This is a genomic window from Flagellimonas onchidii, from assembly GCF_004804315.1.
GTDB lineage: Bacteria > Bacteroidota > Bacteroidia > Flavobacteriales > Flavobacteriaceae > Flagellimonas > Flagellimonas onchidii.
Window position 1 is genome coordinate 1 of sequence record NZ_SRXX01000005.1, and the last position, 14131, is coordinate 14131.

The following is a 14131-nucleotide window of genomic DNA, read 5'->3' on the forward strand; positions in this document are numbered from 1 at the left end:
AGATGTGGATGATACCATTGATGCCATGATCGGGGGCATCAAGAACCTGTTCAATGATCTTTTTTCCCAAAAGGAAGATTTGCTGGACCAACTTTCGGAAACCCAAAGTGTGGAAGAGCAACAGAATATCATCTCAAAGATCAATGATGTGGAGGTGACCATTGCCCAACAGATAGACAATATCCCCGGTAAGGAGCATCTGCCCCAAGAATTGCAACAAGAGCTCCAAGACCTAAAACAAGAAGCAGGCATTGCAGGAACAGGGCAATTGTCGCCCCAAGAAATTGAGGATATCAAAACCGCCGATGCAGGGCGTAGGGAACGGATTAATGAAATCGCCACCGTTGCAGAGAATTATTCGCCCAGTAGTTCATTCGACTTTGAAATCGCACAATCTTTAGTAGGAATTTATAAGGAGGGAAAGCTTTCTTCAAGTATGAGTCCAAATTCAGCGAAACAAAACGTATTTGACTATGAAGGCCTATTTAGTGCACGGTTTGAAGAGTTTTTAACGAACCTTTTGATTGGTGGGGAATATAAAATCAAAATATATACCTACAACTCTCAATTAGAAATATTTGAAGCTATAGAATCTATTGTGCCAAAAAGTGACGAAGTCATCATTTTGATGCAAAAGAACACTTCCAAGGTTCTGGTAAAGCTGATTTTGGGAGAGGGTGTCAGTCGCGATTTGTTGGATAGGAACATCACGAAGGAAGAGCTTGTAAAAACAATACAAGAATCCACACCCTCTTCATTGAAATCGTCCATTCTTTTTGATGAAATAAAGCGACATTTAGCAGCGTATTCCCTAATTATAGAAGCTGAGGCTTATGACGGCAATGTGGTGGCGTTGATAGCCATAAAACTATTGGATTGGGGCATACAGGGTATAGAAAATTTTGAGTTACCGGGTAAATATTACAACCCGGCCGCAAACGATTATTCTCCGTTATTGGGTGGAGATGCAGTAAACAATGCTTTTGTATGCGGCATTTACAATGGATTGATACGTGAAGCGAAGGCATTGCCCGAGCTGGTATCGCTACTAATAAAAATATCTGCGTCTAAAGAGAACCAAACCAAGTTGCAAGAAGAAATTAATCGAATCTTGGAAACCGGCATTCTCCAAACCTTGATAGAGGAGTTGGTCGACAATTATGATTTAGATGCCAATGGTGTGGAAATGGTGGCCTACCAGTTTGGAATAGATATGGTGGCCCTGGCCACGATGTTTGTTTCTTTTGGAGAGCTTACTAAGGCAGGCAAAGTAACCAATATTACCAGATTGGCCGACCCATTACGCGATTCCTTTGGTGTCTTTAGGCTTTCTGCCAAGGCGAGGGCAAAAGTCAAGAGATCAGGTGACGAAATTGTACTACATCGTGGTCATGATTTTGGAAACCTTTTGGCAAAGGTAGATGCCAACAACATATACAGAGAGATTCCCCCGCTCCCGCACGAATCCTTTCGTGTGGTTTAGGAAAGCAAAAAAAGAAATAAAAAGAAATAAAAAGGAATAATATAAATGAGCAGAAACTATAAATTTCATAATCCAGAAGGCTTGTATTTTGTAAGCTTTTCAGTAGTGGAATGGTTAGATGTGTTTACAAGAAATCAATACAAAGATATCTTGATAGAGAGTTTAACATTTTGCCAAACCAATAAAGGCATGGAAATTATGGCATGGTGTATCATGACCAATCACGTGCATTTGATTTTTAGGAGTATAGCAGGAGAAAGGCCAGAACAATTGCTGGGAGATTTTAAACGATTTACAAGTAAAGAAATTGTTAAAGCTATTCAGGACAATCCGAAAGAGAGTAGAAAGGAATTTCTTCTAGAACAATTTAAGAAAGCAGCAGAGAAGTCATCTAATGTAAACCATTATCAATTTTGGAGACATGATAACAAACCTATAGAATTATGGAGTAATAAGGTCATTGAAGAGAAGATTATTTATATGCATAGCAATCCTGTAGAAGCAGGTCTGGTTTTCAAGCCAGAAGATTATGTGTATAGTAGTGCTTTGGACTATGCAGGAGAACAAGGTCTAATAGGGAATATATTGGTTTTCGAGTATTATGGCTAATCGTTGGAAAACAAAACCACACGATACAATCGTGCGGTAGCGGGGTAAGCGTACCGCTCAACAATAAGAAAAGAAAAAATAAACAACAATAAAACCTTTACCATGAAATAGACTAACAATAATTGACGCAGCATAACCCCAGATCAAACTTTCGTTTAACCTGGCCGGAGAATCATTTCTTAAAAAGGTTGTCTGGTCAAACCTAGGGAAGCAAACTATAACCATTTAAAATTTACTTATGCTACGCAACAATTATATAATGCTTTTTTTGCATTGTGCATGTCCACAATGCAGGCCCAAGAAAAACTATGGGAGGTCAACCTACAGAACAACCCATTCAACCACAGTTTAGCCCTAATGGTGAAGTAAAACCTTGGGCGTCAAACATATGATTTATGATTCATTGTAATTGCCCAGTAGTGTGCAGTGCTGCTGGGCAATCCAAACTTTACACTCTAAAATGGTGCTTTCCAAATTAAAAACACCTTGGCTTATTTGTTATTTTCTTTTTGTAACAGCTCCTTTGTCGGCCCAACATATAGATTTGGAGGCTTTTGGGCAAGGAAAGGCATTTAAATTAAGAGGAGGGATTTCGGCAAATGGTATTTTTTTTGATTCGGACCAAAACATTGGCAGAGAACCGTTCACTTATTTTTTACAGGGCAACCTCAATGTTACATTTTATCAATTTAGTATGCCCATAGGGTATAGTTATTCCAATCAAGGGAATCAGTTAAACTATAACCTACCCTTTGACCTTAACCGATTGAGTTTGCATCCAAAATACAAATGGATCCAAGCCCATATTGGTGACGTGGCCATAACATTTTCTCCTTATACCTTAAACGGACACCAATTTACGGGCGGTGGTTTGGAGCTTACACCAAAAGGTCCATTTAAGATAAGTGTTATGTCAGGCCGACTTTTGAAAGCAACCGAGGATGATGGAAAAGAACAAACCATTCCCGCATTTCTGCGAATGGGATATGGGATAAAAATGAAGTATGAAAAAGAACGCTATAGCCTTGGAATTATAGGGTTTTATGCAAAAGATAGGATAAATTCAATAACCAACATACCAGATGATAAAGGAGTGGCCCCTAAAGAAAACATGGTATTGGGGTTTGAGGGGTCTTACAAAGTGCAGGAAAACCTAAAGATAAATGCAGTATATGCCTTATCAGGCGTCACACAAGACTCAAGAGCAGACCCATTGGATGCAAACAATGGTAAGCCCGTTGGTTTGTTCCTTAAAAATAGGGCTTCAACCGAATATTATGAAGCAGGCAAATTGGGAATTGATTATAGTTTTGGTAAATCGACCTTGGGAGTTGCTTATGAGCGGATAGACCCCGGTTATGAGACCTTGGGAGCTTATTTTTTTAATAATGATTTTGAGAACATTACCCTCAACTGTAATACTATATTGCTTAATAACAAGTTGAGCTTGGCACTTAATGTGGGATATCAACAAGACGATTTGAAAAACCAAAAACAACAAGCAACCAATAGAACGGTTGGGGCCATAAATGCTACATATTCTGCTTCTGAGGTACTGACCATAACGACTTCCTATTCAAACTTCAGCACCTATACCAATAGTAAAGTAAATCAGTTTGAAGTTATAAATGACGATAATCTGTTAGATGATAATAATTTTGATTACAGGCAATTATCACAGAATGCCAATGTAAATATCAATTATGTGTTTTCAAAAGGGGAGAACCTGCATCAAAACATTAATATCAATTATGCTTTGGCCGATGTGTCCAATGCAGAAGATGGGATAGTGCGCATTGGCAATGCATCAACCTTTCACAATGGCAATGCTTCTTATACAATTGGGTTGCCCCAAAATGGGATGCGTGTTACCACTGCTTTGAACGGCACTCTAAATATTATTGGCGCGGAAGATTCCACTACATGGGGTCCTACTGTGGGGGTGGGGAATAAATTCCTTGACAATAATTTATCCACCAATTTGGGAGTTTCGTACAACACCAGTAACTCAAATACAGTTCGAACCAATGTCGCCAATCTAAGGGCCAAGATATCCTATCTGTACAAGAAAAAACATAACTTCAACCTTAGTGCGATTCAGCAGTTTAAAAACCTTCCATTGGAAAATTCTCGTGAGTTGACCATAACATTTGGGCACAGCTACAGTTTTTGAACACTACTTTAAAGTCATTATATGTTAAAATTGTTGTCACCTAAAAGGTTTATTGAAAATCTGATTCATTCGAGTCGATTAAAAAACCTTTGGGATAAAACATTAAATATCCTATATTTGCCCCACTGAACGGATATAAAAGTATTCATGAGGGGACTTCGAGTCCCCTCTTTTATTAGTGAAACTTAAATTTTTGGAGCCTTTCTAGGCGAACAAAACTTTATAAGCTGAATTAATTCCGTCTTTCGACGGAATCTTTTAAATAGTATTTTGAAGACTATTTTTTATGTTGAAGGAAAAAGTGGAATCGCTGTTGAACAAGGCATTGGAAGAGCATCCATCCTTGTTTTTGATTGATTTTACTGTTGGAGGCGATAATACTATCCGTGTGGTTTTAGATGGTGATGATGGGGTCAACCTTCAAGATTGTATGGATGTAAGCAGGGCCATTGAGCATAATCTGGACCGGGAAGAGGAAGATTTTTCGTTGGAGGTTACTTCAGCGGGAGCAACATCGTCTCTACAATTGCCACGTCAGTACAAAAAAAATATAGGAAGAAAATTACTGGTTAGGATAGAGGAAGGAGAATTGGAGGGGAATCTGACCCAGGCCACTGAAGAAAGTATTACCTTGGAATGGAAGGCTCGTGAGCCGAAACCTGTAGGTAAAGGAAAAGTTACAGTTCAGAAAAAAAGGGAAATACCTTTTTCTGAAATCCATGAAGCAAAAGTTATATTAAAATTTTAATTGTAGTTCAAAAATGGAAAACCTAGCGCTCATCGAATCCTTTTCGGAGTTTAAGGACGATAAGTTTATAGACAGGGTTACCCTTATGGCGATTTTGGAAGATGTGTTCCGAAATGCGCTAAAAAAGAAGTTTGGTTCAGATGAGAACTTCGATATCATTATCAACCCAGATAAAGGGGATTTGGAGATTTGGAGAAATAGAATTGTGGTTGAAGATGGAGCAGTGGAGGAACCAAATGAAGAAATTTCTTTATCAGAGGCTAGAAAAATTGAGCCTGATTTTGAGGTTGGGGAAGACGTGTCGGAAGAAGTAAAATTGATGGACTTGGGTAGACGGGCTATTTTGGCACTGCGTCAAAACCTGATTTCCAAGATTCATGAGCATGACAATACCACCATCTATAAGCAATTTAAGGATTTAGAAGGAGAAATATATACTGCTGAGGTTCATCATATCCGCCATAAAGCTATTATTTTATTGGACGATGAAGGCAATGAAATTATCCTTCCAAAGGAAAAGCAGATCCCATCGGATTTTTTCCGTAAGGGTGATAATGTTCGTGGAGTTATTGAAAGCGTTGAATTAAAGGGTAATAAGCCAGCGATTATTATGTCTAGGACATCTCCGGTTTTCTTGGAGCAGTTGTTCTTCCAAGAAATCCCTGAGGTTTTTGATGGATTGATAACAATCAAAAAGGCAGTTAGAATTCCCGGGGAGAAAGCAAAAGTGGCGGTAGATTCCTATGATGATAGAATTGATCCTGTTGGGGCTTGTGTAGGTATGAAAGGATCCAGGATTCACGGAATTGTTAGAGAACTGGGCAATGAAAATATTGACGTTATTAACTGGACAAATAACTCACAGCTTATGGTGACAAGAGCATTGAGTCCGGCAAGAGTTTCGTCTGTTAAGTTGAACGATGAGAAAAAAACTGCTCAAGTATATCTGAAACCTGAAGAGGTTTCTAAAGCAATAGGTAGAGGAGGACACAATATTCGTTTGGCGGGTCAATTGACTGGTTATGAGATTGATGTGTTTAGAGAAGGAGTAGAAGAAGATGTGGAATTGACAGAGTTCTCAGACGAAATCGAGGCATGGGTTATCGAAGAGTTTAAGAAAATCGGCTTGGATACAGCAAGAAGTGTTCTTGAGCAAGACGTCAACGATTTAATGAAAAGAACTGATTTGGAAGAAGAAACAGTTCTTGAAGTAGTGCGCATACTCAAAGAAGAGTTTGAAGATTAAGCTATATATTAGCAGCGAATTTAGGGCAAGGAAATACAATTTATGGCAGGAAACCCAACAATACGACTCAATAAAGTTCTAAGGGAATTGAACATTTCATTGGATAGGGCAGTTGACCACCTAGCGTCTATGGGGCACGAGGTGGAAGCACGTCCTACAACAAAGATTACCAATGAGGTGTATCAAGTACTGTTGGATGAATTTCAAACGGATAAGAGTAAAAAAGTAGCTTCCAAAGAGGTTGGGGAAGAAAAGCGGAAAGAAAAAGAAGCACTCCGTATCCAAATAGAACAGGAACAGGAAGAGCGTCGATTGGCTAGAGAGCGTAGAAATGCCGAACAGGTTATAAAGGCCAAAGCTGAGATTTCTGGGCCCAAGACTGTGGGTAAGATAGATTTGGACAAAAAGCCGGAGGTCCCAGTTGAGGAAGAAACCAAAACTGTGGAGCAGCCCAAGGTTGAAGAAGCGCCTAAGGCCAAGGAGGAAAAACCTGTGGCTGAAAAGGTTGAGGCTAAAAAAGAAGAGGTTGTTCAGTCGAAGGAGCCCGAAACAATCCAAACAAAGTATCAAAAACTTAGTGGCCCAAAAATAACTGGCGATAAAATTGACCTTTCCCAGTTTAATAAGCCAAAGAAAAAGAAAGAAGAGCCCAAGAAATCTACTGATGCGGCTTCCGATAATTCAGATAGGAAAAAACGCAGAAAGCGTATTGTAAGTAAGAATGCTCCTCATCAAGGTGGAAATCGACAACGCGGGGGTAATAACGGTCAAGGTAGAAAAGGGAACCAACGTTCTGTTCCAAAGGTTGAGCCTACCGAGGAAGAAGTACAAAAGCAAGTAAGGGAAACCCTTGAAAAGCTTCAAGGGAAATCCAATAAAGGAAAAGGAGCCAAATACCGTAGGGAGAAAAGAGATCAGCACCGTCAACAGACCGAAAAAGATCTTCAGCTTCAAGAATTAGAAAGCAAGATTCTTAAGGTTACGGAATTCGTTACGGTTAATGAGGTGGCCACAATGATGGATGTTACCACCACACAGATTATTTCTGCTTGTATGTCTTTGGGTATTATGGTGACCATGAACCAAAGATTGGATGCCGAAACTCTTTCGATTGTTACAGAGGAATTTGGTTATGAAGTAGAGTTTGTTACTGCTGAAATCGAGGAATCCATTGAAGAAGAAGTGGATGCCCCTGAAGATTTAAAAGCTAGAGCGCCTATTGTTACTGTAATGGGTCATGTTGACCACGGTAAAACATCATTGCTGGATTATATCCGCGAAGAAAATGTAATTGCCGGGGAGAGCGGTGGAATTACCCAGCACATTGGAGCCTACGGGGTTACTTTGGAAGATGGGCAAAAAATAACATTCTTGGATACACCGGGCCACGAAGCGTTTACCGCAATGCGTGCCAGGGGTGCCCAAGTAACGGATATCGCTATTATTGTTGTTGCGGCTGATGACGACATCATGCCACAGACTAAAGAAGCAATAAGTCACGCTCAAGCGGCCAATGTGCCAATTGTATTTGCAATAAATAAGATTGATAAACCCACGGCAAATCCAGACAAAATCAAAGAAGGTCTTGCTGCCATGAATTTGTTGGTCGAAGATTGGGGTGGTAAAATTCAATCTCACGATATTTCAGCTAAAACGGGGCAAGGTGTCAATGAACTACTTGAAAAAGTATTGTTGGAAGCTGAGCTGCTAGAGCTGAAGGCGAATCCTGATAGATTGGCAACTGGAACTGTTGTTGAGGCGTTCTTGGACAAGGGTAGAGGATATGTTTCTACGATTTTGGTGCAATCCGGTACTTTAGAGATTGGTGATTATGTCTTGGCTGGTACCTGCAGTGGTAAAGTGAAGGCTATGCACGATGAGCGTGGAAAGAACATCAAAAAGGCTGGGCCGGCAACACCAATTTCAATTTTGGGATTGGATGGAGCACCACAGGCGGGCGATCGATTCAATGTGTTGGACGACGAACGCGAAGCCAAGCAAATCGCTGCTAAACGTTCTCAATTACAACGTGAGCAATCGGTTAGAACTCAAAGACATATCACTCTGGATGAGATAGGGAGGAGAATTGCTCTTGGTGACTTCCAGGAGTTGAACATTATTCTTAAAGGTGATGTTGATGGGTCTGTTGAAGCATTGACGGATTCGTTCCAGAAACTATCTACGGATGAGATTCAGGTAAATATTATTCATAAAGGCGTTGGTGCCATCACGGAATCTGATGTGTTGTTGGCGAGTGCGTCCGATGCAATCATTATCGGATTTAATGTTAGACCGATGGGTAATGCCAGGTCAGTGGCGGATAAAGAGGAAATCGATATCAGAATGTACTCGATTATCTATGACGCCATTAACGACTTGAAAGATGCTATGGAAGGTATGCTTTCACCTGAGATGAAGGAGGAGATCACTGGTAATGCTGAAATCCGGGAGACATTCAAAATTTCTAAGATTGGAACCATTGCTGGGTGTATGGTCACAAGTGGTAAAGTCTTTAGAAATTCGCAAATCCGCTTGATTAGGGATGGAGTGGTCATCTTTACAGGTGAGCTGACTTCCTTGAAACGATTCAAGGATGATGTCAAGGAAGTTTCCAAAGGATATGATTGTGGATTGCAAATCAAGAATTATAATGATATCAAGGAAGGTGATATTGTAGAAGCCTTCCAAGAAGTTGCAGTGAAGAAAAAACTGTAAGCTTGATCATAGAAAATAAAAAATGCCGCTTAAAGCGGCATTTTTTTTGGTTTAAGGTTTCCTTATTTTTCTTCTGGTTTTAAGAGTATGGCTTCAGGATATTTTTTTCTTACTTCTTCAAACTTTCGATAAGCCTCTAACTTGGTTTTGAACTTTCCTAAACGAACACGATAAGTTGGAGATTCAAACTCAATTTTGGAATACCAGCTTGGAAAATCAATATCAACTTTGGTCTTAAGGTTTTGGGCTTTTTGGTAGCTTCCAAAACCTACCTGAATTTGATAAAAATCCGACTTGGAATTGACTTCGGCGTACATTTTTAATAGCTCATCAATCCGTGCATCCTGTTCAATGCTGACAGTGCCTTCTTGGGCATGGACTTGAATTGTGAGAGAGGTCAAAAGTGCTATATATAATAAGGTTTTCATGATATTTTGGAGCTTTTACAAATAGTGCTTGTACAAATGTAAATGATTAAGGGTTAAACAGTCAAAACGTTTCTTATTTAGAATGCATATAAATTATATATTATAAATACCTTAACATTTTAAAAAATGTGGCTATGTCGTACTTTTGTCACCGATTTTAGGCCGAGTAAAACTATTGTCCTCAGTATCAATGGAAATAACCGTGCCAAAGATTTCGATAGAAATTTCGTTAATATGAAAAAGGTTTTATACCGCCATCTATTTTCTAAAGTTTTAGGTTTTTCCTTCCTATTTTTTTCCATTTCATTTTATGCGCAAGATGCCGCTGAAGCTGCTGGGGGTGACCCTGCAAAAGGAAAGCAGTTGTTTAATCAAAACTGTGCTGCGTGTCATGCCTTGGATAGAAAAATGACAGGTCCGGCATTGGCTAATGTCGAGGCTAGATTGTCTGAGGATGAAGGGTTGGATAGGGAATGGCTTTCCGCTTGGATAAAGAATAGTCCGGGAATGATCAAGTCTGGAGATGCATATGCGAACAAGATTTATGCAGAATACAACCAGGCGGCCATGACTGCATTCCCAACTTTGTCTGACCAAGACATTAGCGACATATTGGCCTATACCGCTGCACCACCACCTGCTCCCGTAGCTGTGGCTGCTGTAGAAGGCGATGGGGATGGTGCAAAAGGAGGTTCATCAGGCATTTCGAATGAATTGATATTAGGTGCCCTTGCAATGGTATTTGGTCTTTTGGTCATCATGTTGATTTTGGTGAACAGGACTTTAAGAAGAATTGCGGAAGCTAATGGTGTTAGTATCGAAAAAGAGAAAGCTGAAAAGCGCATCCCGATTTGGAAAGCGTTTGCCCAGAATCAGTTTTTAGTATTGGTGTCGGTTATTTTTCTTTTGTTGGCCAGCGCTTATTTCGCATATGGTTGGTTGATGCAAATTGGAGTGGATCAAGGTTATGAGCCAATTCAACCGATTCATTATTCACATAGAATCCATGCTGGTGACAACAAGATTGAGTGTAAGTATTGCCATTCTTCAGCACGGGTTTCCAAAACTTCAGGAATTCCTTCATTAAATGTATGTATGAACTGTCATAAGTCCATTTACAAAGTGGCTGATGAAACTTTGGCTGAAGGTCAAAAAATTGGAGTGGATTATAATAAAGAAATCCAAAAACTCTACAAAGCTGTTGGTTGGGATGAAGAAGAGCAGGAATATACTGGCGAAACACAACCGGTGCAATGGGTTAGAGTCCATAATCTTCCCGATTTCGCCTACTTTAACCACTCGCAGCACGTGTCTGTTGCAGGTGTGGAGTGTCAAACCTGTCATGGTCCTGTTGAGGAGATGGAAGTGGTTTACCAGTACGCTCCATTGACTATGGGTTGGTGTATCAACTGTCACAGGGAGACCAATGTGAAAATGGAAGGGAACGAATATTACGCGGCCATTCATGCAGAACTTTCCAAAAAGTATGGAGTGGAAGAGTTGACTGCTGCTATGATGGGTGGTTTGGAATGTGGCAAGTGTCACTATTAAGAACAAAAAGAAGATAATCTCAGATATATCGTATGGCATCAAACAAAAAATATTGGAAAAACGAAGCGGAGCTAAATCCGAACGATTCCATTGTTGAGGCGCTAAGACAAAACGAATTTTCACAAGAAATCCCGGTTGATGAGTTTTTGGGTGATAAAGAAACTCTTTCTACTTCTACAACCAATAGAAGGGATTTTCTAAAATATGTAGGATTTAGCACTGCTGCTGCTACTGTTGCCGCGTGTGAAGGGCCGGTTAATAGGTCCATTCCCTATGTGGTTCAACCTGACAATATTGTTCCTGGTGTGGCAAACTACTATGCTACAACTATCGCTGATGGATTTGACTTTGCCAGTATTTTGGTGAAGACAAGAGAAGGTAGGCCGATAAAAATTGAGAACAATGCCGATGCTAAAGTAAACGGAGATGCAAACGCGCGTGTCAATGCTTCGGTGCTTACCCTTTATGATAGCAAGAGAGTTCAGGGGCCAATGGCAAACGGTGAGCCTGTTGAATGGAAGGTGTTGGATGCCACAGTTAGGGCTAAATTGGGAAGTTTGAAGGGTTCTGGCAAGCAGATTGTCTTGTTGACCCAAACCTATGCAAGTCCGTCTACTGATAAATTAATAGCTGAGTTTAAAACGCAATATGGTGACAATGTAAACCATGTGGTGTATGATGCTATTTCTGAGGATGCAGCTCTTAATGCGTTTCAGGCAGCATACGGAGAAAGAGCTTTAGCTGATTATGATTTTGAAAAGGCAGATGTAATAGTTTCCTTCGGCGCTGATTTCTTGGGAGATTGGCAGGGAGGTGGATATGACAGTGGCTATGCTAAAGGACGGGTTCCGAAAAATGGAAAAATGTCCAAGCACATCCAGTTAGAATCCAATATGTCACTTTCGGGTGCGAATGCAGACAAACGTTACCCAATGACACCTGCGCAGCAAAAGATTGCGTTGGCTAAATTGTACGGTAAATTGAACGGCACCAATGTGGGAGGGGGTACCTCGGATGTAGATGCTGCTGTTGAAAAGGTTGCTGCTCAAATCAAAAAGGCAGGTAGTAAAGCGGTCGTCGTTACCGGACTTAATGATATAAATGCACAAACCGTTGTGCTGGCGATCAACAAGTTATTGGGCAGTGAGGCTTTCGATACTGATAAACCTAAATATGTTCGTCAAGGAGATGTTGCCAAAGTGAACAAATTGGTTACCGATATGAATGCGGGGCGCGTAGGCGCTTTGATTATTGATGGTGTTAATCCAGTATATTCTTTGCCGAATGCGGCTGACTTTGTGACTGGTCTAGATAAAGTGGATGTTTCGGTAAGCTTTGCTTTCAATAACGATGAAACTGCTCAGTCTGTTGGTTATGTGGCAGCTGCTTCACATTATTTGGAATCTTGGGGTGATGCTCAGATTAAAAAAGGACATTACAGTTTAATGCAGCCAGTTATTCGTGAATTGTTTGATACCAGACAATTTCAATCTGCTCTATTGAACTGGATGGACAGCGATAAAACATATTACGAATACATCAAGGAAAATTGGAATACTGACATATTGCAAAGTTCTGATTGGAACAAAACATTGCAAGATGGTGTTTTTGTGGCGTCTTCCAATGGCGAAGAAGAAGAGGGTGCTGAAAGTGCTCCTGTTCAAGCTGAGGGAGTAGAAGAGGAGCAATCTGAGATCATTCCTATTGCATCTTCCATACGCTCTTTGATAAACGCCACTAGTCAAGGTGCTCAACTCGTTTTGTATTCTAAAGTAGGGATGGGTGACGGACGCCAAGCCAACAATCCTTGGTTGCAAGAATTCCCTGATCCAATTTCGAGGGCATCTTGGGATAACTATGTCACGGTTTCTAAGGCTGACGCTGAAAAATTGGAATTGGAAAATTATAACGTTGCCAATGGTGGATTGAACGGAAGCTATGTTAAGTTGACGGTTGATGGAGCTGTTTTGGAAAATGTTCCTGTTATCATTCAGCCAGGTCAAGCAAATGGTACGGTCGGTCTTTCTTTTGGATATGGAAAGAAAGCAGGTATGCAGGCGGAAATGGCAACAGGAGTGAATGCTTATACTTTGTATAAGGACTTTTCCGATGTGCAATCGGTCAACATAGAAAAAACTGCTGGGGAACATGAATTTGCATGTGTCCAGTTGCATAATACTTTAATGGGGCGTGGAGATATCATCAAGGAAACTACCTTGGAGATTTTCAATACCAAAGATCATCAAGAATGGAACCATATGCCTCAGGTTTCATTGAACCATCAAGAAATTCCAGTTACCTCTCCAGATGCTGATTTATGGGAAGAATTTGACCGTTCCATTGGGCATCACTTTAACTTGTCAATCGATTTGAATGCATGTACCGGTTGTGGGGCTTGTGTGATTGCTTGTCATGCGGAGAATAATGTTCCTGTGGTTGGAAAGAGAGAAGTGAGACTTTCGAGGGATATGCATTGGTTGCGTATAGATAGATACTACTCGTCAGAAGATACGTTTGTGCAGGATGATGAGAAGAAAGAAAATATGGATGGTCTTTGGGGGGACAATGGCTCATTGGGTGGATTTGGTCAAATGGAGGACCCTTCAGCTAACCCGCAAGTTGCTTTCCAGCCTGTTATGTGTCAGCACTGTAACCATGCGCCATGTGAAACCGTTTGTCCAGTAGCGGCAACATCACATGGTAGACAAGGGCAAAACCAAATGGCTTACAACCGTTGTGTAGGTACAAGATATTGTGCGAACAACTGTCCGTACAAAGTGCGCCGATTCAATTGGTTCTTGTATGCAGATAACGACGAATTCAATTTCAACATGAATAATGATCTTGGTAAAATGGTCATTAATCCAGATGTTAACGTTCGTTCAAGAGGGGTGATGGAAAAATGTTCTATGTGTATCCAAATGACCCAAAAAACTATTTTGGACGCTAAGCGTGAAGGTAGAACCGTTAAAGATGGCGAGTTCCAAACAGCTTGTTCAGCTGCATGTAGTAGTGGAGCCATGGTATTTGGGGATGTCAATGATGAGCATAGCAAGATTGCGGAGTTGAAGGAAGATGACAGAATGTACCATCTGTTGGAGCATGTGGGAACAAAACCTAATGTGTTCTATCATGTTAAAGTTAGAAACGACAACGAGGCTTAATCAATAATAAAAGA

At 40.5% G+C, this 14131-nt stretch carries 9 protein-coding genes; 8 read left to right on the forward strand and 1 reads right to left on the reverse strand.

Going from position 1 to position 14131, the window contains the following annotated elements; translation table 11 throughout:
- The 6 genes from E4661_RS19050 to infB all read left to right on the forward strand — a co-directional run.
- On the forward strand, window positions 1-1483 hold a 1483-nt coding region (locus tag E4661_RS19050; protein WP_168796340.1), incomplete at its 5' end, for a hypothetical protein.
- Between the two features lie 45 nt (window positions 1484-1528).
- The gene (locus E4661_RS06570; protein ID WP_136466038.1) at window positions 1529-2092 is read left to right on the forward strand and encodes an REP-associated tyrosine transposase; all 564 of its coding nucleotides are present in this window, start codon (window positions 1529-1531) and stop codon (window positions 2090-2092) included.
- 460 nt (window positions 2093-2552) lie between these two features.
- Window positions 2553-4265 (forward strand): hypothetical protein, encoded by a 1713-nt coding sequence (locus E4661_RS06575; RefSeq protein WP_136466039.1) that lies wholly within the window; start codon window positions 2553-2555, stop codon window positions 4263-4265.
- A gap of 286 nt (window positions 4266-4551) precedes the next feature.
- Window positions 4552-5013 carry a ribosome assembly cofactor RimP gene (gene rimP / locus E4661_RS06580; protein WP_136466040.1) on the forward strand — a complete coding sequence of 154 codons (462 nt, stop codon included), beginning with the start codon at window positions 4552-4554 and terminating at the stop codon, window positions 5011-5013.
- A gap of 13 nt (window positions 5014-5026) precedes the next feature.
- Window positions 5027-6259: a transcription termination factor NusA gene (nusA, locus tag E4661_RS06585; RefSeq protein WP_136466041.1), complete on the forward strand. Its 1233-nt coding sequence runs from the start codon at window positions 5027-5029 to the stop codon at window positions 6257-6259.
- 42 nt (window positions 6260-6301) lie between these two features.
- Window positions 6302-8974 (forward strand): translation initiation factor IF-2, encoded by a 2673-nt coding sequence (infB, locus tag E4661_RS06590; RefSeq protein WP_136466042.1) that lies wholly within the window; start codon window positions 6302-6304, stop codon window positions 8972-8974.
- A gap of 62 nt (window positions 8975-9036) precedes the next feature.
- On the opposite strand, the gene E4661_RS06595 is transcribed toward infB, so the two are convergent.
- Entirely contained in the window at window positions 9037-9402 is a 366-nt protein-coding gene (locus E4661_RS06595; protein WP_136466043.1) for an SPOR domain-containing protein, read from the reverse strand.
- A 234-nt stretch (window positions 9403-9636) separates the two neighbouring features.
- Here E4661_RS06595 and E4661_RS06600 point away from each other — a divergent pair, with 234 nt between their 5' ends.
- Together E4661_RS06600 and E4661_RS06605 are read left to right on the forward strand one after the other, a co-directional pair.
- Entirely contained in the window at window positions 9637-10953 is a 1317-nt protein-coding gene (locus E4661_RS06600; RefSeq protein WP_136466044.1) for a c-type cytochrome, read from the forward strand.
- A gap of 32 nt (window positions 10954-10985) precedes the next feature.
- On the forward strand, window positions 10986-14117 hold the full coding sequence (locus E4661_RS06605) for a TAT-variant-translocated molybdopterin oxidoreductase (protein ID WP_136466045.1): 3132 nt from the start codon (window positions 10986-10988) through the stop codon (window positions 14115-14117).
- Window positions 14118-14131 lie beyond the last annotated feature (14 nt).

Bases quoted from the DNA above. Each gene is read 5' to 3' on its own strand.
- E4661_RS06570 (WP_136466038.1), top strand. From the start codon at position 1,529: ATGAGCAGAAACTATAAATTTCATAATCCAGAAGGCTTGTATTTTGTA.
- E4661_RS06575 (WP_136466039.1), top strand. From the start codon at position 2,553: ATGGTGCTTTCCAAATTAAAAACACCTTGGCTTATTTGTTATTTTCTT.
- rimP (WP_136466040.1), top strand. From the start codon at position 4,552: ATGTTGAAGGAAAAAGTGGAATCGCTGTTGAACAAGGCATTGGAAGAG.
- nusA (WP_136466041.1), top strand. From the start codon at position 5,027: ATGGAAAACCTAGCGCTCATCGAATCCTTTTCGGAGTTTAAGGACGAT.
- infB (WP_136466042.1), top strand. From the start codon at position 6,302: ATGGCAGGAAACCCAACAATACGACTCAATAAAGTTCTAAGGGAATTG.
- E4661_RS06595 (WP_136466043.1), bottom strand. From the start codon at position 9,402: ATGAAAACCTTATTATATATAGCACTTTTGACCTCTCTCACAATTCAA.
- E4661_RS06600 (WP_136466044.1), top strand. From the start codon at position 9,637: ATGAAAAAGGTTTTATACCGCCATCTATTTTCTAAAGTTTTAGGTTTT.
- E4661_RS06605 (WP_136466045.1), top strand. From the start codon at position 10,986: ATGGCATCAAACAAAAAATATTGGAAAAACGAAGCGGAGCTAAATCCG.